The 21,502-nt window shown below is 40.3% G+C and carries 25 protein-coding genes; 2 read left to right on the forward strand and 23 right to left on the reverse strand.

Going from position 1 to position 21,502, the window contains the following annotated elements:
• Window positions 1-84 precede the first annotated feature (84 nt).
• The 17 genes from yajC to IC619_RS16660 all read right to left on the reverse strand — a co-directional run bounded on the left by yajC (window position 85) and on the right by IC619_RS16660 (window position 14,945).
• Entirely contained in the window at window positions 85-399 is a 315-nt protein-coding gene (yajC, locus tag IC619_RS01630) for a preprotein translocase subunit YajC (protein ID WP_191138372.1), read from the reverse strand.
• A gap of 123 nt (window positions 400-522) precedes the next feature.
• The gene (tgt, locus tag IC619_RS01635) at window positions 523-1,659 is read right to left on the reverse strand and encodes a tRNA guanosine(34) transglycosylase Tgt (RefSeq protein ID WP_191138373.1); all 1,137 of its coding nucleotides are present in this window, start codon (window positions 1,657-1,659) and stop codon (window positions 523-525) included.
• A 34-nt stretch (window positions 1,660-1,693) separates the two neighbouring features.
• Complete coding sequence (gene queA / locus IC619_RS01640) at window positions 1,694-2,725, reverse strand: tRNA preQ1(34) S-adenosylmethionine ribosyltransferase-isomerase QueA (RefSeq protein WP_191138374.1); 1,032 nt, start codon at window positions 2,723-2,725, stop codon at window positions 1,694-1,696.
• 78 nt (window positions 2,726-2,803) lie between these two features.
• Window positions 2,804-3,022 carry a DUF2905 domain-containing protein gene (locus tag IC619_RS01645; RefSeq protein ID WP_191138375.1) on the reverse strand — a complete coding sequence of 73 codons (219 nt, stop codon included), beginning with the start codon at window positions 3,020-3,022 and terminating at the stop codon, window positions 2,804-2,806.
• Complete coding sequence (gene ruvB / locus IC619_RS01650) at window positions 3,019-4,017, reverse strand: Holliday junction branch migration DNA helicase RuvB (RefSeq protein ID WP_191138376.1); 999 nt, start codon at window positions 4,015-4,017, stop codon at window positions 3,019-3,021. The genes IC619_RS01645 and ruvB overlap by 4 nt, the downstream gene beginning before the upstream one ends.
• Before the next feature lie 14 nt (window positions 4,018-4,031).
• On the reverse strand, window positions 4,032-4,640 hold the full coding sequence (gene ruvA / locus IC619_RS01655; protein WP_191138377.1) for a Holliday junction branch migration protein RuvA: 609 nt from the start codon (window positions 4,638-4,640) through the stop codon (window positions 4,032-4,034).
• The gene (gene ruvC / locus IC619_RS01660; RefSeq protein ID WP_191138378.1) at window positions 4,637-5,128 is read right to left on the reverse strand and encodes a crossover junction endodeoxyribonuclease RuvC; all 492 of its coding nucleotides are present in this window, start codon (window positions 5,126-5,128) and stop codon (window positions 4,637-4,639) included. The genes ruvA and ruvC overlap by 4 nt, the downstream gene beginning before the upstream one ends.
• Window positions 5,129-5,263: 135 nt before the next feature.
• Entirely contained in the window at window positions 5,264-6,283 is a 1,020-nt protein-coding gene (gene holB / locus IC619_RS01665) for a DNA polymerase III subunit delta' (protein ID WP_191138379.1), read from the reverse strand.
• A gap of 366 nt (window positions 6,284-6,649) precedes the next feature.
• The gene (locus IC619_RS01670; RefSeq protein ID WP_191138380.1) at window positions 6,650-7,531 is read right to left on the reverse strand and encodes a YitT family protein; all 882 of its coding nucleotides are present in this window, start codon (window positions 7,529-7,531) and stop codon (window positions 6,650-6,652) included.
• Between the two features lie 126 nt (window positions 7,532-7,657).
• The gene (locus IC619_RS01675) at window positions 7,658-8,842 is read right to left on the reverse strand and encodes a ZIP family metal transporter (protein WP_191138381.1); all 1,185 of its coding nucleotides are present in this window, start codon (window positions 8,840-8,842) and stop codon (window positions 7,658-7,660) included.
• Window positions 8,843-8,859: 17 nt separating this feature from the next.
• Window positions 8,860-9,891, reverse strand: a complete 1,032-nt coding sequence (locus IC619_RS01680; protein ID WP_224749570.1) for a multicopper oxidase domain-containing protein — start codon at window positions 9,889-9,891, stop codon at window positions 8,860-8,862.
• A 125-nt stretch (window positions 9,892-10,016) separates the two neighbouring features.
• Window positions 10,017-11,597, reverse strand: coding sequence for a cation:proton antiporter (locus IC619_RS01685; RefSeq protein ID WP_191138382.1), 1,581 nt, complete (start codon window positions 11,595-11,597; stop codon window positions 10,017-10,019).
• A gap of 39 nt (window positions 11,598-11,636) precedes the next feature.
• Window positions 11,637-12,458 carry a polysaccharide deacetylase family protein gene (locus IC619_RS01690; RefSeq protein WP_224749571.1) on the reverse strand — a complete coding sequence of 274 codons (822 nt, stop codon included), beginning with the start codon at window positions 12,456-12,458 and terminating at the stop codon, window positions 11,637-11,639.
• 174 nt (window positions 12,459-12,632) lie between these two features.
• On the reverse strand, window positions 12,633-13,136 hold the full coding sequence (locus IC619_RS01695) for a PCYCGC motif-containing (lipo)protein (RefSeq protein ID WP_191138383.1): 504 nt from the start codon (window positions 13,134-13,136) through the stop codon (window positions 12,633-12,635).
• A gap of 433 nt (window positions 13,137-13,569) precedes the next feature.
• Entirely contained in the window at window positions 13,570-14,040 is a 471-nt protein-coding gene (locus tag IC619_RS01700; RefSeq protein ID WP_191138384.1) for a phage tail protein, read from the reverse strand.
• Window positions 14,041-14,369: 329 nt separating this feature from the next.
• Window positions 14,370-14,498: a hypothetical protein gene (locus IC619_RS16970; RefSeq protein WP_255506001.1), complete on the reverse strand. Its 129-nt coding sequence runs from the start codon at window positions 14,496-14,498 to the stop codon at window positions 14,370-14,372.
• 99 nt (window positions 14,499-14,597) lie between these two features.
• Window positions 14,598-14,945: a penicillin-binding transpeptidase domain-containing protein gene (locus tag IC619_RS16660; protein WP_224749572.1), complete on the reverse strand. Its 348-nt coding sequence runs from the start codon at window positions 14,943-14,945 to the stop codon at window positions 14,598-14,600.
• A gap of 309 nt (window positions 14,946-15,254) precedes the next feature.
• Here IC619_RS16660 and IC619_RS01710 point away from each other — a divergent pair, with 309 nt between their 5' ends.
• Together IC619_RS01710 and IC619_RS17265 are read left to right on the forward strand one after the other, a co-directional pair.
• Window positions 15,255-16,592: an aminotransferase-like domain-containing protein gene (locus tag IC619_RS01710; RefSeq protein WP_191138385.1), complete on the forward strand. Its 1,338-nt coding sequence runs from the start codon at window positions 15,255-15,257 to the stop codon at window positions 16,590-16,592.
• 31 nt (window positions 16,593-16,623) lie between these two features.
• Entirely contained in the window at window positions 16,624-16,740 is a 117-nt protein-coding gene (locus IC619_RS17265; protein ID WP_430624086.1) for a hypothetical protein, read from the forward strand.
• Window positions 16,741-16,822: 82 nt separating this feature from the next.
• Here IC619_RS17265 and IC619_RS17460 read toward each other — a convergent pair whose 3' ends face one another.
• From IC619_RS17460 to IC619_RS01735, 6 genes are all read right to left on the reverse strand, one after another.
• Window positions 16,823-17,038: a transposase gene (locus IC619_RS17460; RefSeq protein WP_488212617.1), complete on the reverse strand. Its 216-nt coding sequence runs from the start codon at window positions 17,036-17,038 to the stop codon at window positions 16,823-16,825.
• A 149-nt stretch (window positions 17,039-17,187) separates the two neighbouring features.
• On the reverse strand, window positions 17,188-17,538 hold the full coding sequence (locus IC619_RS01715) for a hypothetical protein (protein ID WP_191138386.1): 351 nt from the start codon (window positions 17,536-17,538) through the stop codon (window positions 17,188-17,190).
• 99 nt (window positions 17,539-17,637) lie between these two features.
• Window positions 17,638-18,801, reverse strand: coding sequence for a cation:proton antiporter (locus tag IC619_RS01720; protein ID WP_191138387.1), 1,164 nt, complete (start codon window positions 18,799-18,801; stop codon window positions 17,638-17,640).
• 182 nt (window positions 18,802-18,983) lie between these two features.
• On the reverse strand, window positions 18,984-19,724 hold the full coding sequence (locus tag IC619_RS01725) for a YebC/PmpR family DNA-binding transcriptional regulator (protein ID WP_191138388.1): 741 nt from the start codon (window positions 19,722-19,724) through the stop codon (window positions 18,984-18,986).
• A 21-nt stretch (window positions 19,725-19,745) separates the two neighbouring features.
• Window positions 19,746-20,597: an NAD+ synthase gene (locus tag IC619_RS01730; RefSeq protein ID WP_347239745.1), complete on the reverse strand. Its 852-nt coding sequence runs from the start codon at window positions 20,595-20,597 to the stop codon at window positions 19,746-19,748.
• Window positions 20,594-21,451, reverse strand: coding sequence for a nitrilase-related carbon-nitrogen hydrolase (locus IC619_RS01735; protein ID WP_191138390.1), 858 nt, complete (start codon window positions 21,449-21,451; stop codon window positions 20,594-20,596). Before IC619_RS01735 ends, IC619_RS01730 begins: the two co-directional genes overlap by 4 nt.
• Between the last annotated feature and the right edge of the window lie 51 nt (window positions 21,452-21,502).

The following is a 21,502-nucleotide window of genomic DNA, read 5'->3' on the forward strand; positions in this document are numbered from 1 at the left end:
AGATCCTCGACCGGCACAAAAAGTTCCATCTAAATAAAAAAAATTCACCATATGATTCATATGATGAATTTCGTCTATTTCAGGCTATTCTTTTACGGTTGCTTCTTGCTTGGTGTCTACTGTTTTTTCTGTTTCGTCTACAGTTGCAAGTGCATTAATCGCTGAACGTTCAAACACCAGTCTGGAGCTATCGTTTACTTTTAATGTAACGCGCTCTTCCGTAAGATCGACAATCAATCCATGTAATCCACCAATGGTGACAACTTTATCCCCTTTTTTCAGAGCATGTAGCATTTTAACGCGTTCTTTTTGTTTCTTTTGTTGTGGGCGAAACAAGAAAAAGTAAATCGCCACAAAAAAGAGAATAGGTAATAGTAATGAAGTGAAATTTCCTTGCATAATAGTCCTGCCTCCTTAAATACTTATGTATCTTACATTGACATCGTGATGACTGTGCTGTCCCTATCATAACATCATCTACGCGTACGATAAAGATGGCTTGGATGATCTTGGCTTACAATTTTAAAAAGAAGTATCCGGATGAAGAGAACCATAGTATTGAATCATAAACTCATCTCGAAAATCGAGCAGACGATCATTTCGAATCGCGTCCCTCACTTTATCCATCAAATCAAGTAAAAAATAGAGATTATGGTAACTTGTCAGTCGCAGTCCAAATGTTTCATCTGCTTTTATAAGATGACGGATGTATGCACGACTATAATTGCGACATGTATAGCAATCACAATTGGGATCAAGTGGTGTAAAATCACGTGCATACTTTGCATTTCTAACGACCAACCGCCCTTGACTTGTCATGGTTGTTCCGTTTCTCGCAATTCGAGTAGGTAACACACAATCAAATAGATCAATCCCCTGAATAGCTCCTTGAATTAACGCGTCTGGAGAGCCTACGCCCATTAAATAACGCGCTTTATTTTGCGGGAGGTGCGGAGTCGTATACGACAGCACTTCATACATCATCTCTTTTGATTCTCCTACACTAAGCCCACCAATTGCATACCCAGGTAAATCAAGATCAACCAACTGCTTCGCTGCTTCTTGACGCAGATCCTCGTGCATCCCCCCTTGCACAATTCCGAACAAAGCTTGTTCATCAGATCGCGTATGGGCTTCCATACACCTTTTTAACCAACGATAGGTACGATCCGTTGATGCTTTCACATAAGATTTATCCGCTGGGTAGGGCGGACATTCATCAAAAGCCATGATAATGTCTGCTCCTAACGCATTTTGAATCTCCATAGCCGTTTCAGGCCCAATAAATAATTTCTCGCCATTGAGATGGGAGCGGAAATTTACCCCTTCCTCTGTAATTTTCCTGAGGTTACTTAAACTGAAGACTTGAAATCCACCACTATCGGTTAAAATCGGACGATCCCAGTTCATAAATTTGTGTAAGCCGCCTGCTTCTTTTACCAATTCATGTCCGGGTCGCAAAAATAGATGATACGTATTACTTAAAATGATTTGTGCTTCCATTTCCTTTAATTCCTCAGGACTGATCGTTTTGACAGTAGCCTGCGTGCCGACTGGCATAAAAATAGGGGTTTCAATCACACCATGAGGGGTATGCAAACGACCTAGACGTGCACCTGATTGCTTACACTCCTTAATGAATTCATATCTCACTGCCAACTTCTTTTCCTCCTACTGATCATATATACAATCGTTAAACGATAAACATGGCATCTCCAAAACTAAAAAACCGATACCGTTGCGCAATCGCTTCTTCATATGCATGCAAAACATGCTTTCGCTTAGAGAATGCACTTACTAGCATAACAAGTGATGATTGCGGAAGATGAAAATTCGTAAGCATCCCATCAATCGCATGGAAGGTAAAGCCGGGATAAATAAAGATATCTGTCCAACCGCTTACGGATCGAAATGTATCATGATCACGCATGATCGTTTCTAAAGTACGTACAGTCGTGGTTCCAACCCCGATAATTCTCCTACCTGCGTCTTTAGCTGCTTGTAGGATTTGTGCAGTCTCCTCACTCAGTTCATAATACTCTGCGTGCATTTGATGTTCTTCAATATTTTCCACCATGACGGGACGAAATGTTCCTAAACCGACATGAAGTGTAAGATAAACAATATGGACACCTTTCATAGCCAATTGTGTTAATAATGAATCGGTAAAATGAAGACCCGCAGTAGGTGCAGCAGCTGATCCAATCACTTTTGAAAAGACAGTCTGATAGCGTTCTGGATCCTCTAATTGTTCATGTATATAAGGGGGAAGAGGCATTTCACCTAACTGTTGAAATAAAACTTCTACATCTTCCACTTCATATTGCAGACGAAAAATACGCCCACCCGCCACATCAGTTTCCCTCTCTGCAACTGCTTTTAATTCTCCATTTCCAAATGAGATGACAGTCCCTTCTTTTACCCGCTTAGCCGGTTTAACGAGTGCCTCCCAGCGATCCTCACCAAACGGCTTTAATAACAATAGTTCGATCTTAGCTCCCGTTTCTTCTTTTACACCGATAAGCCTAGCAGGACGTACACGGGAGTTATTGAGTACCAAAACATCACCCGCTTGTAAGCAGGTCACAATATCAGGAAAAGATTGATGCTTTATCGCTCCCGTGTGACGATCTAAAACCATTAACCTCGATTTTGTACGATCTACCGTGGGTTTTTGCGCAATTAATTCTGAAGGTAATTGAAAATCATACTGCGAAAGCTTCATTTATTTCACTCCAATCAAACATGTCGAAGACCCCCACTGCTATAAGTGGAACTTTAACCAGCAAAAAGCCTGTTACGCTTAACGAAACAGGCGTATCACATAGCTAATAAATGCAAACAGCAAACTTACCACAATGCAAGTCACAATTGGAAAGTAGAACTGTACATTCCCTTTTTCAATCCTGATGTCCCCAGGTAAACGCCCAAGTGGAAACCATTTACTACCGATTTGCCAAAACAAACCGAGTAAGATCAACACAATCCCCACTGTAATGAGTGTTTTTGTAATCGCATTCATTTCGGCCACGCCTTTCCAAAATGCTCACAACACTGCATCGTAACCATCCGACCACGCGGTGTACGTTGTAAAAACCCAATTTGCATCAAATAAGGTTCATAAACATCTTCTACTGTATGGGCTTCTTCCCCGATGGTAGCTGCAATCGTATCGAGACCGACCGGCCCACCGCGAAAGTTTTCAATAATAGAAAGCAATAAACGATGGTCAACCTGATCCAACCCTAACCGATCAACTTGAATGCGATCTAAGGCAGAGCGTGCTGCTTCTCCTGTAATGATACCATCACCTTGTACTTGTACAAAATCACGGACTCGTTTCAATAAACGATTGGCGACACGCGGAGTGCCTCTTGATCTTAAGGCAATTTCTAGCGCCCCTTGTTCTTGAATCCCCACTTGTAGTAGATCAGCTGCACGTAGCACAATGAGCGTTAAATCCTCCACTGTATAATACTCTAAACGGCTTACCACGCCAAATCGATCACGCAATGGTGATGAGAGTGAACCAGCCCTCGTCGTTGCCCCAACCAACGTAAAAGGAGGCAGATCTAAACGTACCGAGCGTGCACTTGGTCCTTTTCCAATCAAAATATCAAGTGCATAATCTTCCATCGCTGGATATAAAACTTCTTCTACCGAGCGATTTAGCCGATGAATTTCATCGATAAATAAAAGATCATAGGGCTGTAAATTGGTAAGTAATGCTGCCAAATCTCCTGGACGTTCAATCGCAGGACCCGAAGTCGTTTGGATGTTTGCACCCAGCTCATTTGCGATAATATGAGAAAGGGTTGTTTTCCCCAATCCCGGTGGTCCATATAGTAGCACATGATCTAACGCTTCATTTCTCATCTTTGCTGCTTCTATGTATACCTTTAAGTTTTCTTTGGCATGTGCCTGTCCAATATATTCACTCAAATAGCGTGGACGCAGACTAAACTCCACTTGCTCATCTTCGCTGGCCATTTTTGCAGAGATGATGCGATCTTCCATATAGCCTCACCTCCCTACTTCACCATTGATTTTTGCAATGCTAATTTAATCCATTCTTCTGTAGAAATTGAATCTACTACTATGAATTCAACAACTCGAGCAGTTGCTTCACTTGCTTCTTCTTCAGTATAACCAAGCGCAATTAATGCATCTACGACATCTCGCTCATTTGCCCTACTAAGGTCAGATTTGGTAATTAAATCATGCGCAAATCGATTCTCCCATCCTCTTTTCTTTAATTTATCTTGAATATCTAATACAATACGCTGGGCTGTTTTTTTGCCAATCCCAGGCATTTTGGTTAAATATTTGAGATCCTCCAGTTGAATCGCTCGTACGACTTCTTCCGGTTTACCATTTGCTAACATAGCAATCGCAGCCTTGGGACCAATGCCAGACACTTCGAGTAAGAGACGAAATAAGTCCCGTTCCTCAACGGTTATAAATCCGTACAATAACTGTGCATCTTCACGTACAACTTGATGGGTAAACAAAAAAACATCCGATCCTTCTTCAAATCGAAACAGATTCGCAACATATACTTGGTAACCTACTCCATTTACGGCAACTGCCACATAGTCACTTCCTAAATAATGCACTTTCCCATTTATAAACTCAATCATGTTTTTATACCCCACTTGGTACCCATTTGATGACCTTCACAAATTGCAATGGCTAGTGCATCTGCCACATCGTCAGGCTTAGGAATAGCAGGTAAGCGAAGTAAAACTTTCACCATTTCCTGAACCTGTCGCTTTTCTGCTTGTCCATACCCCACTACGCCCATCTTCACTTGTAGGGGTGTATATTCTGTAATGGGAACACCAGCCTCTTCAGCTGCCAACATCATGACACCGCGAGCTTGACCTACAGTAAAAGCTGTTGTCACGTTTCGATTAAAAAAGAGCTTCTCAATAGCTACCACATCTGGTTGATAGGAAGCAAATAATTTGGTGAAATCATCATAAATTTGCTTTAAACGTGTTGCCGTATTTAAACCTGCCTTCGTTTGGACTGAACCATAATCGACAGCTGATAATCGATTTCCTAAACGATCTATAATTCCGAATCCTACAATTGCGATCCCCGGATCAATCCCCATTATCCGCAATATCGATTTCTCCTTTCTCACAAGAACGAACATTCATTCTAAAATCATACCACAACAGCAAAGCAGGTCAAGAAAATACAGGCCGTTCAAATGGAAAAACAAAGCTTCTTCCCTCAAGTTTGGAAAGAAGCTTTGTCATGTAGCGATTAACTGCCAATTATTTTCGATGCTAATTTTATGGAGTTGATTCGCTAATATCATTTGCTCTAATACTGCACGAGGCTGAAATTGTGGTTTGGTTAATAAGCGGCGTGCAATCATTACATTCTCAATCATTAAAAGTAAGCTTTTCATATCACAACGAAACGCATCCTCTTTTAATTCATCGCGATATACGATATAAGCCAATTCTTGCTCACGGTTTAATTTAATCTGAACCAAATCTCGCATCCAAATGAGCAGTAATTCCAATACATAGGAAACATGCACTTTATCTTTATCCACTTGCATCCAATCGCTCTCGATGGATAGTAATGCTTCGGGTTGATTGCTTATAACTAACTTCCCCCACTGCTTCACATGAAGACTGGTTTCTTTAAAGTCGTCTATATTAAATTGTGTTAATTCATCTACAGGTATGGATAAATGCGCCCATATCGATGCCACTGTATCTGAAATGCCATGTGTGATCAGTTGCTCTTTTTTTAATTCAGGAGGTATATCCATAAATCGAACCTTTTGACAGCGAGATAAAATTGTCGGGAGCATCGCTTGTATGTGTGAGGTAATCAGAATCGCCAACATCGGTGAAGTCGGTTCTTCTAAAAATTTTAACAAGCTATTAGCAGCTTCAGGTCTCATCTGATCTGCCATTTCAATCACGACAACGCGTGTAACACCCACAGACGCTGCAAACCGAAATTGCCTCTGCAATTCTCGCAATTGATCAATTTTAATGTAAGTACCCTCAGGCTTAATCGTGACAATGTCAGGATGGTTTCCATGCTCAATTTGCCTACATGAAGTGCAATGGTCACATGCATCACCTTCTTGCACCTCACAATTGATCGCCTTGGCTAATTCAATCGCCATCCTCTTTTTTTCCGATCCTTTGGGGCCATAAAAGCAATAAGCATGTGCGATTTTTTTCCAAGCCAACGCCTTTTGAAATTGTTCAATCACATGTGGTTGACTTTTGATATGCTTAAAGGACAACTTCATCACCTATACAATCAATTTAATCGCTCTAAAAATGAAAACGAATCGCCAATACGCCCATTTTTCATCATTTGTTCATCATATCAGAAAAAAGTAGCAAAGTCGATATTGATTTAATATTTTATCCCAAGCATGTTGATTTTCATTATTTTTTCATTTTAGCGTCGTGTATTTTGCTTTCCATGCACTTTCGCCTTGCAAAGCAGCTGAAAAGACCGCTCCGCCAAAACTCCCTATCGGTCAAACAGGTTATCCGCTTCTTCCTTCAGGTTTTGGCGGAGCTAGGTACGGCTCAAAGGCATTTCCGCTCAACATACACTTCCTAAATTTGGATAATCAACACTACTGATTTTATCCCTTGTATTAGTGAATGTCTTTTTTCTTGAAACGACCACCATGAACATCATGTATATGTCCAATCGCTAGAAATGCTTCGGCATCCAACTCTTCCACAATCGACTTTAATTTGGCTTCTTCTAAACGCGTGACCACACAAAAAATCACTTTTTTATCATCCCCGGTATAAGCACCTTCTCCATTTAGATAGGTTACGCCGCGCCCTAACCGGTTCAAAATGGCTTCACCGAGCACTTGATGACGATCACTAATAATCCATACCGATTTTGTCTCATCAAAACCTTCAATTGTAATATCAATCATCTTAAAAGCGATAAAATAAGCCATCAGTGAGTACATCGCACGATCCCAAGATCCAAACACGAAACCGGCGCTACCCAGTATAAACAGGTTAAAAAACATCACAATTTGCCCGACTGAAAATGGCGTCTTTTTGGCCAACCAAATCGCCATGACCTCCGTGCCATCGAGGGATCCCCCATTACGAATCACCATCCCTACACCGATTCCTAGTACAATACCACCAAAAACAGCTGCTAGAAGCGGATCATCTGTAACTTGTGGTGTATGATGTAGCCAGGTTGTGCCTATGGACATCGCAACTACACCAACAAGTGTAGAGAGAGCAAATGTTTTTCCAATTTGTTTATAGCCAAACACAAAAAAGGGAATATTAAATACAAAGAGAAAAATACCAAGGGGAATCTTAGTTAAATAAGAGGTCATGATGGATATTCCAACAATCCCACCATCTACGACTTGGTTCGGTACCATAAATAGTTCTAATCCTACAGATACAAGTCCTGCTCCAATTAAAATAAAAATAAGTCTTTTGATAATGGTTGCTAAAGGTAAGCGTTTATGTTGTTGCAAAGCTGTTTCTACCATCTCGATAAAATCCACTCCTTCATCAGGTTAGTATCATTATATTATGGGTTCTCTATGAATGGAATAAGAGCTAGCCAAATACCTGAAGTATTGAGCTAGCTCTTAAGCAATTTCAAAGCGAACCTATTACGCCGTAACAAACAGTGCCGTAATGTACATCACAGCTATGCCAACCATCAGACCTGTGATACCCGCTGGCGTCATCAGTCCACCAGCATTAGATTCTTGTTTCTCCAAATGGAAAACTTGGACCACCACTTGAAAGATGGCTCCAGAACCAATTGCCAAGAAAATGAGTGACCAGACTGGAGAATAGACAAATCCACCAATCCAAGTACCAAAGATAGCAGGTACTCCGCCTAGTAAACCTAACGCAATGAGATGCAGCAGCAGTTTGGAGCGCTTTATCGATTCACGTGCTACGGGTGCCACAATTGCTAGGCCTTCGGTGATATTGTGCAAAGTGAAGCCCATGATTAAAAATGCACCCATCGCTACTTCACCTAGCGCAAAAGAGGCACCAATCGCTAAACCTTCACCTAAGTTGTGTATCCCAATACCTAGTGCAATTAAGTAAGCTATTGTAAGTTTATGATTGAAATCTGAACCAGTTGCTTGTCGTGACTCTGTGTAAGTACTTACACCATTTAACAATAAAAATGTACCTAGCCCAGCTAAAACAATGAGTCCGATTCCTTGATAAGCACCTGGAATTTCCACTGCGAGTTCAATGGCTTCCCATAAAGAATCAAATCCTAGGAATACTAATAAACCAATGGTAAGGGCCAATACAAATGTATAGCCTTTTCCACCTAATTTCGCAATAAACGGCTTCCATAGCATACCAAGCAATACGGGGATAACCCCTACAAAAATACCAATTAAGGCAAACATACCATAAGTGGATACATCTGCTTTGGGCGCGAGTTGCGCTGCAGCAATTTCACCAGAAAATACGGTTCCTGTTCCTGTAATGATGGTAACATCGTAAGGCTCACCCTCTACCCAATGGATCGGAACTGTAATTTCAGCACTGTCAAATCGATTAAGCTGTTCTTTGGTTGTTTCAAATTCCCAAATGGCATCATTTAGTGTGAGTTGGGCAATCGTCAAGGGATCAGCCCCTGTATTCGTTACCGTAGCATGTATTTTTCCTTCTTCTGCCCATACCCGATCAAATGTGAGTTCTTCCAACGGGATATCTGAGCGGGTCAATACCTTATCAATCCCCTGAAACATGCCAAAAATAGCTACAGCTAGTAAAAGGATGGGTAAAATTCCATAAAACCACTTTTTTGTTTGTGTATGCATTAGATATTCTTCTCCTCCTATTCCTTAACTTCAAAAACACCCATCCAGCCTAGTTCAGCAAATTCGCTTTGATGAGCATGGAACATATACTTACCGGGGAAATCAAATTTGAATTCTAAAATTGCGCGCTCCCCTTGACACATGGTTACAGTATCTGTAATTTCGTATTGGGTGAGCGATGTACCAGTACGGTAGAGTTTAAAAACATCTCCATGCAAGTGAAAGGAGTTAATCAAATCAAATTCGGTCACATTGACACAATAGACCCGTACTTTTTCTCCTACTTTGAGTTGAATCGGTCGATCCATGTAAGCATTCGCTAATCCGTTTACCGTGTAAAACTCATTTTCACCATCAAAATCGGTGTCAAACGCATTCATCACCATAACCATTTCTGTCATTTTCTCACGTGGCTCTTTCGGATCGATAATGAAAGCCCCGTACATGCCTTTTTCGATATGTTTTTTGAGAGGCATCACATGACAATGATACAAGTGAAGCCCAAATGGCTCTGCCGTAAATTCATAAGTAAAGCTTTCACCTGGATTTATAATCTCGTACACGCCATCCATATTCCCAGGGTGCTTTCCATGAAAGTGAATCGTATGCGGATGCGTCGCGCCATTTGTAAAATGAATACGAAGTAAGTCACCTTCTGTGGCACGAATAGTTGGTCCAGGCACACGTCCGTTATACGTCCATGCCGGATAGTATACACCACCAGCAATCTCCACTTCTTTTTCTTGTGCGAACATTTCATACTCACGTAATGTTCTACCATCTGGCAATTTGCTCACTTTACCATAATCAAAGTTATATAAAACATCCTCAGCAACCTGATAAGCATGTGCGGATGCTTGTTTCGTCATCATATGCGCACTATGTTTCATTTTTGAATGATCGATCGCATTTGCCTGTGAGGTTTGCCCAAACCATTTTGGAAGTAATGTAGCTGCAGTAGCACCCATCAAACTACCAAAACCTGCTTTAATCAATCCACGTCTCGACACGCGGTAGGATTCCGCTTTATTTTCTTTACTAAAACTCATAATGTTTCCCCCCACCAATTCTTTTTCGCATTCACAATTATATAGGAAAAAAGAGCTATTTAAAAGGATTTTTTTCATAAAGAAAAAACCCACAGCATGAAACAACCGTGGGTTCGCAATGGGGCTTACATTTTTTCTTCTAATTCATGTATTGCAGATTGATTCTGCTCAATTTTTTCAATTAATTCAAGACGATGTCGCTCAGCTACCTGCTTAGAAATAATTTCACGCTTCTCCAGGTCTTCTATCGCTTCATGTTCATCATATAACATTTGATTTTGAGCAATTAACTGTTCCTCTGCTTGGAGCATAGGATTTTCTTGATAGAGCTGATCAATGTCGTGACGCGTTTTTTCCATCTTTTCTTGATATGCTTGTACCATCTCTTCATGAAGTACGGGCGAAAGAATCGCCTGCTCTTTTAAACGGTTCAGCTTATTGATCCCCACTTGATAACGTTGAAAACGCGCGACATATTCTTCATATGCTTGTAGTTTAGGATGATCACTATTAATTTTGAGCCATTGTACGAGTTTTTTAATGGTTAGCCCTTGTACGATCAAAGAGAAGAAGACCACACTAAAGGCAAGTACAATCATTTTTTCGCGATAAGGAAAATCGAGGGGTAAGCTTAAAGCAAGTGCGATAGATAATGATCCTCTTAAACCGCCCCAATTAAACACATGTTTCCATTTCCAAGAAATTTCTTTTACAAATCCAACACTACCGTAAACAGCTAGGGTACGCGCCACCACTACAATGATGATTGCCAAGACAATGCTACTCGTATGGCTAATCCAATCAATACGGTTGATCTCCAAGCCTACCATCAGGAATACGATGGAATTGGCAATGAGTGCGAGCGTATCCCAAAAGCTATTCAAGTTAAGCTTTGTTGTTGCAGACATCCCGATCTTAGATCCATAATTTCCTAAAATAAGTGCAGCGGTTACCACCGCAATCACTTCCGATACATGAAACGCTTCTGCCACGATAAAGGAACCATAGAATAGAATGATAGAAAATAAAATTTCAAGCGGGTAGTCATCAAACATGCGGGTCAATTTTGAAAAAACATATCCAAATATGCCACCGATTGCAAGTCCCCCGCAAACTACTTTTAGAAATTCTAATACACCATATCCGATCCCTAAGGCACCCATGTCCAAATATACTAAGAGCATGGTGCTCGAAATGATAAACAACACATAGGCGAGACCATCATTAATGAGACTCTCACCTTCCATAATCACTGCCAATCGTTCATTTACACCGATGCTTTTAAAGATTGAAATCACACTTACGGGATCAGTGGCAGCCATCAATGCTGCAAAGGTAAAGGCAGCTTGTACACTTAAACCGAGCCAATGCATGGAAGCAAAGCCAACAATGAGATAAGAAATGGCAGTCGAAAGGACAGCTAGCAACAAGATCGGTTTTTTATTTATGAATAGCTTTTCAAAAGGCATTTTAAAGCTAGCTTCTCCTAATAATGCCGGCAAAAATAAAAAAATAATCGCAAATTGGAAGACACCCTCTTTAACAGCAAAAGCTTTTAATTCCTCTAAACCCGATATCGGTGTGACTCCTACCAGTGCTCCTACGATTACTAACGCAATCGGGTAGGCAATATTTAACTTTTTTGCAATCGCAGTCACAGTCCCTGCAATCACCAGTAGTAATAAGCTAAGCTCTAATAGTTCCATTCATCCACCTCAAAGTCATTTATGATCAACGATCTGTCATTATTGTGAGCTCCGGTAAGCATCTATATGTAAAAGTTCATCGACCGTTACAAACTGATATCCATTTGCTTTCAAATGCTTAATCATCTTAGGTAATGCATCTACAGTCGCTTGTAACTGCTCTCCGCCCGCATTGTGTTGTAAGATAATTCCACCTGGACCGGTTTGTCTTTTTACCGTAGCCACAATATGATGAGCCGAAGGACCTTTCCAATCCTGCGTATCCACACTCCAGTTTATAATTTTATATTGTTGGTTGATGAGCGTATTTAGAACCATTTCATTGGTCGCGCCATATGGAGGTCGCATCAGGATCGGTTTTTTTCCAACTGCCTTTGCAACCGCTTGATCTGTCCGACTTACTTCTGCTAAAATCTGCTTATTTGTACGTTTAGTCAGTAAAGGGTGACTATAGGAGTGGTTCCCAATAATATGTCCTTCTTGATCCATTTTTTTCAAAACATCTGGATATATTTCTGCCATTTTTCCCACCACAAAAAAAGTAGCCGACACTTGTTCTTTCTTCAAAATCGCTAAGATTTCATATGTATAATGGCGATCTGGACCATCATCAAAGGTAAGTGCTACTTTTTTGTCAACTGTCGGTCCGTGAAAAATAAGCGCTTTTTTTTGATATTGTAGATATTCTTTTTTATCTTGATAGGAAACTCTGATTTCTTTTAATTCGCTAAATCTCGCTTCTTTATTGATTTGCTTAGGCTTACTTATACGTGCTGAAGCATCTACTTCTGTGCTATATATACAACCTGTTAAAATAAGTGGAGTGAAACATAAAAGCATGATTAAGCGAATCGTACGCATTTATCTAACCCCCTTAAAAATATGTCATATATGACGATCTGAGAAAAAAGCATGTTTCATACTTTATATTTTATCATATTCAAACAAATCTCGACATGTGATTCAGGAAAGTTTTGTCCATCTCGATTCAACTAAAAAAGTTCATTACCTCGAGTGTAATGAACTTTTTATCTATTAACCTGCTGGCATAGGCGTTGGCGTGGGTTCACCATATCCATTCTGATATAAATCGTCGATAATGGTTCGAATTTGTAGGGGTGTCTTACCTTCCGCCTTTAACTTCGCTGATTCCATCGCAATTTGCTGACAGGCATAGCACTTCATACCATGTGAATCCCATACGACATTCCCATTCTCTTTGATCTCTTTGATAAAACAGTCTTTATTGTTCTCATGCCCAGCACTCATGCCGCAACCACAGTAACATGGAATCGACGTAATCAAATCATGATGCATCAGCGCCGTACGATACGCCTCTTTAACCGTTTCATTCTCTCCAGATAAGAAAGAAGGAAGTTGTTCGCTTGTGGTCTCCTCCTGTATATCACCTGACATGGCATTGTGCGCCATTTTCGTCTCTTTACTGCTTTGACTCACATCGGCACCACAGCCACTAAATATGAAAAAACTACCGACTATGCATAATGTAATCAGAAACCACGATTGCTTTCTCTTCATAGCTTCCCTCCTCATAGATACACTTTACATTTTACAACATCTGCCCTGATCAACATTTGTCGATTAAATGTTTTTTTGTGGGTCGCTTCTCCTCCATCTCCGATTATATAATCACGCCAACCCGTTGCAAAAAAAATCCCCTTTCATAACATAAATTAATAGAAATAAACGCTTAAACTCCACCCATTTAAAATCTTTGTAAAAAGGTTGGTGGAGCTGAATTCATTGAATCAGAAACAAAGACTTCCAAGCTTTAAACAGGATTTCAACTTGCCATCTTAACTAATAGAGATCATGAATTTTTCCCCTTCGGAACGAATTTCAAAGGGGTCTCTTACTCTTCTCTGTATACGTAATTCCTTTTTTTGATATGAATATTCTAATCGGCTAGATCGAAGATTTGGCGTTCCCTTCGTCATTTTTGAAATGGCCTCTAATATTCTCCTTTAATTACAAAAAATGAACCTCGAATTATTCCCGCTAGCTTAGACTTCTGTCTAGCAAATTTAAAATTACTTTCTAACTCTTTTGGTATTTCCATCTTCTCAGAAAGTTTAAAACCAATGGCTCGCTTTTTAGGATTATCAATCGTATACATGACATTGACGACAAGACCATTCGCATAAAAGACATAGGAAAATTTGATGTTTTCCACTTGAAAACACGATGTTTCTAAAGGTTCGGCAGCAAACGCAATATCACGTTCTTCACTCAAAATTCGTTTCACATAATCAACGATCTCCTTGCTTTTGCTAGCTGGTGTAACCGCAAATTCATGCTTATATTTGTTCATAAAGTAACGGGCTTCGTGAGCACGTAAACCAGCAAGGGTTTTTGCTACTGGTGAAGACTCTAAACCAATTGTAGAGACATTTTTAAAGTCAACAATATAGGACATTCTCATCCCATCCCTTTACCTCTGTATTTTCTAATAACTAGATATTTCTTTTTGGATAAATGGATCACTCTAGGTTCTTCTCGTATTGATGCTTCTATCAGACGTAGACTCAGCAAATACCCTAAGAAGTGCAATTTCGTGAAAGTTTTTGCTGTATCTAGCGTTTAAGCGGCTACTAAAGCTATTGGCGGACGGACATTGTATTCATGCTTTGTTTTAGTCATTATTGGACATTCACATTCCGGTATTTGGACAGCTTGCACTTCGACGTGCAGTTGCTGGTGCTACTTCTACTACAAAATTAGAATCATGTTTCTATTATTGTTATTGGTAAATTACTTCAGACATTTTTGTTCATCTGGAGTAATAATCTCTTTTTCCTTCCATTCTTCTAATGCGATATTTTTTCGCCAAGGTTCCAGATCCATCAATATTAACAGCAAAAACCCATATACCTTGCTCATTTTCAACAAAACCTACATACCATCCCAATCCCATGCCTGACAGTCTTATCCCAATTTTTCATGGAGCGTGTATTTATCTTGTTCATCCTGAATCATCTTTCACTTAACAGTTTTTTGATGCTTCTCAGCAATAGGGAACTGTTCCTCGACCAGCATTTCTATAAACGCTACTTGCTCCAAGGCTGAAATTTTCCGACTACTATCTAGACAAAATGTATCGACTCCTCCTGATATATAATGGTTTTGGCAATTTAGTCTTGAAACGCTCTGTTGCATCTCTTTTTTCCCTATTATTCTCGCTATATCCAAGTAGAACCCTATAGCGCACTCCCTCATGGCAGAAGCTAGTGAATGGTCACGGTCCCAGCTCTCAAATTCTCGTTCCACACCATCCCAGCGCTTTACTTCATATTCATCCCTTATTGCTGAAGTTTCTAGACCGATCAAAGCATTTGCGATTTTAAAAGTCGATTCAGGGATGAATCTCTCTTTGCTTCTCTCCTTGTTATAGATATATATCTTATCGTTCCCTCTTCAACGTCTGACACCTCTGTATTCTGCTACTCTGCTATAACAGAAGTTCCCATTCCAGCAATCAGCACAGCCAATACTCCTCATCCACTTCACTTTCCCACTCCTTTATGTCAGAATGTCAATTGGTTGTTGTTCCCTTATACTATAATCAACCAAATAGACTTAGCAAAGAACTGTTCTTGTCATCTGTACCCATACAGATACTTGGAGAGGAGCACAATCATGGGAAATAAATATAAGGAAGTCATTGCTGAAATTCAATCCAGAATCAAAGATGGACGGTTACAATCCGGGAAGAAACTCCCTTCCATCCGTAACTTTGCAAACGAATTAAACTGTAGTATCAACACCATTGTGAAGGCCTACAGTGAATTGGAAAAAGCACATCAAATCTACTCTGTTCCCAGAAGTGGCTATATTCTTGTGGGGAGTGACAAATCGGCGATATCCGAACCAATAATCATTGACTTCTCCTCAGCTGGCCCTGACAAAAGTAAAATGCCTTATCGGGACTATCAACATTGTATGAATCAGGCGATTGAGCTTTATAAAGAGGAAATGTTTCAGTACTCCGAGCCTCAAGGTTTACCCATCCTTCGCCATCAGTTATCAAAGCAAATTCAGGATCTTCAAGTTTTTGCGCCTCCTGAAAGAATCTGTGTTGTATCGGGATCCCAACAAGCACTTGACCTGTTAGTCTCGCTCCCATTTCCAAATCAAAAAGAAACGATCTGTGTAGAACAGCCGACCCATTTCAGTTTTATCGATTCTATTACTTCCCGTGGCTTGAAAACTGTAGGAATCGAAATAAGCCAGAATGGTATTGATCTTGATTATTTAAAAAAAGTATTTAAGGAAGAAAGCATCAAATTTTTTTATACAGTCTCAAGATTTCAGAATCCTACAGGCTTCAGCTACACCAATCAGCAAAAAAAGGAAGTTGTAGAACTGGCCAAAAAATATGATGTGTATATCGTCGAGGACGACTACATGGGAGATCTCGACACAAAAAAAAAGACTGATCCCATGTTTGCATATGATCCATCTGGCAGAGTGATTTATACCAAAAGTTTCTCGAAAGTCTTATTGCCCGGCTTAAGATTAGGAATGACTGTCTTGCCAGAAGTGCTATTAAAAGATTTCATAAGAGTCAAATTTGCAGCCGATATCCATACACCAGTCCTTACCCAAGGGGCACTTGAAATTTATTTAAGTAGCGGAATGTATAAAGCACATATTCAAAAGCTTAGAAGACAATACAAGAAAAAAGGTACCATACTCAAACAGGCTTATCTCGAATATCTGCCTGCTGGGTCCACATTCACAGGTGGTGACTCCGGCTTCTACTCGACAATTGAACTTCCTGGTGGTATGAAAGCTAAAGATCTTGTAGAACATCTAAAAGAGAAGAATGTATTGGTTCAAGATGCAACTAATATGTATCTCCCACAGTATAAGAAGGAAAACCTAATACGGGTGAGTGTATCACAGGTGGAGGATCGGAGAATTCCGGTTGGGGTGAAGAAGATCGGAGATGGAATAGTCGATTTGCAACGTTGATAAAATCTATATATAAAACTCGGTTGATGATATTACTGCAGTTAGCTTTGATACATGGTTATCAGATCCTGACTTAGATTATCTAATTGAATTTTATCACGAAGGAGAGATTACATTAGGTATCTTTGATAAGATTGACACGATATAGTGAATTTGTAAAAAAAGAGAGTTATGCTCAGATTGAATTTCACCCTAGTTGTTAGGCATAACTAGCAGTTGGAGGTGTATTTTTATGAAAACCACAGTTTTTGAACTATATTAAAGGAGAAAACAATGATTTTAGTCATCATTTTAGGATGGTAACTGCTTCGACCACCACCTGAATAGTATTTCAGAAAAACACGATCATTTATTCGATTAATCGCATCATTGATGATACGAACCATATGTTTCGCATGGATTTGGAAGACACAACAGCTCCATGTTATAATCGATAATAGTAATATTACTCATAAGAAATCGCGCCTTTAGTAGATGGTTGTTGGTACATTCATTTTACTACAAGTGAACGATTTCTTTTTATATTTTCGTAGAAAAATAAAAAGAGGCAAGCCCCTTTTGGGACAGCCCCATCCTGCTCTCGTATAAAATAAGATTAGTCCTGAATATGATAACGATATTTAATGACATTAATCGCTGCACGATGGTAAGGATCACGTAAGTATTTGAAAATATCATGTATGTCTGTTTTATGATCCATCACACCGCTAAATAATGAATTGGCTAGATTTACGATAGCCCGCTCTTGTGCATCCCAGTACATGGAATCCTTGATCAAGGCCTCAAATTCAGTTCCATATCGAGATACGTATTTCTCAACCGGTCGGCTTAATAAGGTAAGTAAGTAGTAAGCTGAGTTGTATTCAATATCATTTCTCGAGTAGGGACTCGCTTTTAAAGCTTGATAGCGCTTCATGTGGTTTAAATCTATAAATCTAAGTTCCATCTACTCCCCTCCTACATTCATTTTACTATAAAAGTCTTATATTTTCTCGTTAATTTATAAAAAAGCTTGCCAAATGACAAGCTTTTTTAAAGTTTTGTCCTATGCACTTTGCATTTTTTCTGGTGGTTCTACTTTCTTTTCACCGAAAATGATTTTAAGCAGTGGCGGTGTAACTAAAGTTGTAATTAATATGACAATCACGATAGAAGTATAATACTTATCAGACAGTAAGTCCGCTTGCTTCCCGATAGTTGCAATAATAAGCGCTACTTCTCCGCGTGAGATCATTCCTGAACCGATTCCAAGTGCTGATTTCCATTGATAACCGGTAAGGCGTGCACCTAATCCACTACCGATCAGCTTGCTCAAAATCCCGATAATGGTAAAGATAGTAATAAATAAGATTTGATCCGATAATCCAACAAAACTCACATTTAAACCAATACTGATAAAGAAGATCGGAACGAATATGACATAGGCAATCGGTTCGATCTTTTCTTCTACCACATGCTTAAACGAAGTTTGTGAAATCGCAATCCCCGCGGCAAATGCACCGATAATACCAGCAACCCCAAGCTTTTCAGCCATAAAAGCAAGTCCGAGCAAGATGACCATAGCGCCGCTCATCACGGCTTCGGTGATGCGTAAGCGGGCAAATAAGCGCATGAGCCACGGGACTACTTTCCAACAGATACCGATGACAAGGACAAAAAATAAAAATTTCTTCCCGATCACAAGGGAGAGTGCATCTCCACTGCCCACAAAGCTCATGGTGAAGGCGAGTAAGATCACAACCAGAATATCATCGACGATCGCTGCACCCAGTATAGTAGCACTCTCTTTACTTTTTAGTTGACCGAGATCACGTAAGGTTTGCACAGAAATACTAACGGATGTAGCCGACAATAACAATCCAATGAAAATCGCTTCAAATTGCGACATCCCGAAAGCAATCCCCCCGATATAACCACCTAATAGGGGAAGCAGAATGCCACCAACAGCGACAGCAAATGACGAACGTTTTGTTTTATTCAATTGATCTACATCGGTTTCTAATCCAGCAATAAACATTAAGAGAAGCACACCGATCTGGCTCAATTCAGTGATAATGTCACTACTTTCGATGAATCCGAGCATTGCTGGTCCCACCAGAACCCCAACCAGCAATTTCCCCAGTACCGCTGGTTGCCCTAAACGAGCACTTAAATCTCCAGCAAATTTAACAGCTACTAAAATGAGGAGGAGTTGAAAGAAAAAAAACAATATAATCCCATCCCTTACTTTATTTTCCACATATAAAATGACAGAAAGAGCCCGTCGATGACAGGCTCCTCCAGTATGCTTTACTATGCTCTTTTACTCTATTATAGGTGTAAATCGCCACTTCTTCAATACTTATTATCTAATTTCCCCAAGCATGTTGCGTAAACATCACTGCCATCCCTTTATCCATCACTTTCTTCCATATCAAAATTGGTATACACACTTTGTACATCGTCGTGATCTTCGAGCGCTTCCAGCAGGGTAAGGATGCTGGTCAGTGTTTCCCCAGAAATGTGAATCTTATTTTGGGGGACAAAGGTAATTTCGGCATCAGTAAAAGTTATGTCGCTTTCTTCCAATCCATTCTTCACCTGTTCGAAGGCCGTAGGAGAAACGGTAAGTTCATAGTACTTGTCGGTGATTTCTAAATCATCTGCACCCTGTTCTAATGCGAGAAGGACGAGCTCATCTTCATCCAGTACAAGTGATTGGCGCGCTATAGTCAGCACCCCTTTGCGCTCGAACATCCACGACACACATCCGCTCTCGCCCAAATTCCCCCCACGTTTAGAAAAGATATGGCGTACATCCGCTGCGGTACGATTTCGATTATCTGTTAATGCTTCGACCATTACAGCAATACCCGCTGGTCCGTAACCTTCATATAAGATGGATTCGAACTCATCTCCATCTCCGCCACCGGCTGCTTTTTGGATGGCTCGCTCTATGTTATCATTGGGCATATTTTGGGCCTTGGCTTTCGTAATCGCAAGTCGTAATTTTTGATTGGTCGCAGGATCTTTATCCCCTTCACGCGCTGCTACATAAATCTCACGGGCCAGCTTTGCAAAAATCTTGCCACGAATCGCATCTTGTCTCCCTTTGCGATGTTGTATATTCTTCCATTTAGAATGTCCTGCCATGCTCTCCCACCTCGTTTCTCTTTATAATCCCCAGTCACGTAGATAACGAAAGTCAATTCCCACCGTGCGGTTACTTACTTTTAAGATGACAGGCATGGTACGTTTGTACTGATTGCGTATAATGCGTTTACTCACTTGATCGATAAACGACTGCTCAAATCCGAGTTCATGTAGCTTAGATAGTGAATAGTTATGATCCACCATATAATAAAGCAATTGGTCAACTTCTAAATAACTAAATCCAAGTTCTTGTTCATCTGTTTGATCCTCCCATAAGTCAGCACTGGGTGGTTTCGCAATGATCTCTTCGGATACACCCAGATAAGACGCTAATTGACGTACTTGCGTCTTATATAAGTCCCCTAAGGGATTTACAGCCGAAGCACTATCCCCAAATTGGGTTCCATACCCGAGTAATAACTCTGTTCGATTACTTGTGCCGATCACCAAAGCTTCATGCAATGCAGATAGATCATATAAGATCGTCATGCGTTCGCGTGCCATTTTATTTCCCTGCCGGAGCGGGCTTGCATCTGGAAAGGATTCAAAATAGCCATCGATCTGAGGTGTAATATCTACCGTAAAAGATTCGACTTGGGTATCTTCAATGGCCAGTTGCGCATGTGCGAGGCTATCTGGACTGCTTGTCTGATACGGCATACAGACTGCAATCACATTTTCCGAACCAAAAGCCTTAACGGCCAAGTATAAAGATAAAGCCGAATCTATTCCCCCAGATAATCCTAAAATCACTTTGCTAAAACCGCTTTTTTCAACTTCTTCTCGTAAAGCCGTCGTTAACATTTCCGTTGCTAATACTTCATTGATACGTAAAAAAGGTGCTTGTTCTAAAATTTCCTCTACTACAGTCACCGCCATATTCCCTCCCCGGTGTACTTACGCTGAATGCGCTGTAATTCACGAATGGTCAGATCGCGATTTTCATCACGAAGCATGGGCATCTGATAGCGAGCACGTTTTACTTTTTCAAAATCAATATCTACAATCAACAATTCTTCTTTAAAAAGGGCCCCCGTTTTTTCAATAACGCCATGTGGATTCATCACGGCCGAACCCCCAAAGAAGGTAACCCCGTCTTCAGTGCCTACTCGATTGGCAAAAAGGATATAGGAACCGTGAAGCAAGGCTTGGTTTTTCATAATCGAATACCAAGTATCTTGCGCGTCTAATCCTTCTTCATTTAGTCCTCGTCCAGGTGAATTCGAAAGGACAATGATCATTTGTGCGCCATCCTGTGCCAATATGTAGGAAGTAGAAGCATGCCACATATCTTCACATATCAGTAGTCCCATTGCCCCAAAACGTGTTGGAAAGCTATGAATCCGATCGCCACGACCAAAATAACGTGCTTCATCAAACATGCCATATGTAGGTAAATAGATTTTACGATGAAGCGTATTGAGTTGTTGGTTACTGACATAGACTGCTGAGTTGTATAAATTGTGCTCAGGAGTACTCTCAACAAAACCAAACACGACATCCATTTCTCCCGCTGTGTTTACCAAAGACTGAATATCGGGGCTAAATGGATCTCGCGCTACTTCATATGTGAGATCCAATAAATTGTAACCTGTTAAACTGAGTTCAGGAAAAACGATGAGATCCACCTCTTGTTCTTGCGCACTGCGGATCATCTTTTCGTGTAACGCTAAGTTTTCATCTACACGACCCAAGCGTGGTCTTATTTGTGCAATTGCTACTCTCATTTCTTGTGCCCTCCTCAGGTCAACCCTAAAGGCTATAATTCCATTTTTCAT

Origin of the sequence: Polycladospora coralii (assembly GCF_014773435.2) — a bacterium.
Lineage (GTDB): Bacteria > Bacillota > Bacilli > Thermoactinomycetales > Thermoactinomycetaceae > Polycladospora > Polycladospora coralii.

Coding starts and splice junctions, on each gene's coding strand:
- yajC (WP_191138372.1), bottom strand. CDS start 399: ATGCAAGGAAATTTCACTTCATTACTATTACCTATTCTCTTTTTTGTG.
- queA (WP_191138374.1), bottom strand. CDS start 2,725: ATGAAGCTTTCGCAGTATGATTTTCAATTACCTTCAGAATTAATTGCG.
- IC619_RS01645 (WP_191138375.1), bottom strand. CDS start 3,022: ATGAATGCGATTACAAAAACACTCATTACAGTGGGGATTGTGTTGATC.
- ruvB (WP_191138376.1), bottom strand. CDS start 4,017: ATGGAAGATCGCATCATCTCTGCAAAAATGGCCAGCGAAGATGAGCAA.
- ruvA (WP_191138377.1), bottom strand. CDS start 4,640: ATGATTGAGTTTATAAATGGGAAAGTGCATTATTTAGGAAGTGACTAT.
- IC619_RS01670 (WP_191138380.1), bottom strand. CDS start 7,531: ATGGTAGAAACAGCTTTGCAACAACATAAACGCTTACCTTTAGCAACC.
- IC619_RS01675 (WP_191138381.1), bottom strand. CDS start 8,842: ATGCATACACAAACAAAAAAGTGGTTTTATGGAATTTTACCCATCCTT.
- IC619_RS01680 (WP_224749570.1), bottom strand. CDS start 9,891: ATGAGTTTTAGTAAAGAAAATAAAGCGGAATCCTACCGCGTGTCGAGA.
- IC619_RS01685 (WP_191138382.1), bottom strand. CDS start 11,597: ATGGAACTATTAGAGCTTAGCTTATTACTACTGGTGATTGCAGGGACT.
- IC619_RS01690 (WP_224749571.1), bottom strand. CDS start 12,458: ATGCGTACGATTCGCTTAATCATGCTTTTATGTTTCACTCCACTTATT.
- IC619_RS01695 (WP_191138383.1), bottom strand. CDS start 13,136: ATGAAGAGAAAGCAATCGTGGTTTCTGATTACATTATGCATAGTCGGT.
- IC619_RS01700 (WP_191138384.1), bottom strand. CDS start 14,040: ATGAGAATGTCCTATATTGTTGACTTTAAAAATGTCTCTACAATTGGT.
- IC619_RS16970 (WP_255506001.1), bottom strand. CDS start 14,498: ATGAGCAAGGTATATGGGTTTTTGCTGTTAATATTGATGGATCTGGAA.
- IC619_RS01710 (WP_191138385.1), top strand. CDS start 15,255: ATGGGAAATAAATATAAGGAAGTCATTGCTGAAATTCAATCCAGAATC.
- IC619_RS01715 (WP_191138386.1), bottom strand. CDS start 17,538: ATGGAACTTAGATTTATAGATTTAAACCACATGAAGCGCTATCAAGCT.
- IC619_RS01725 (WP_191138388.1), bottom strand. CDS start 19,724: ATGGCAGGACATTCTAAATGGAAGAATATACAACATCGCAAAGGGAGA.
- IC619_RS01735 (WP_191138390.1), bottom strand. CDS start 21,451: ATGAGAGTAGCAATTGCACAAATAAGACCACGCTTGGGTCGTGTAGAT.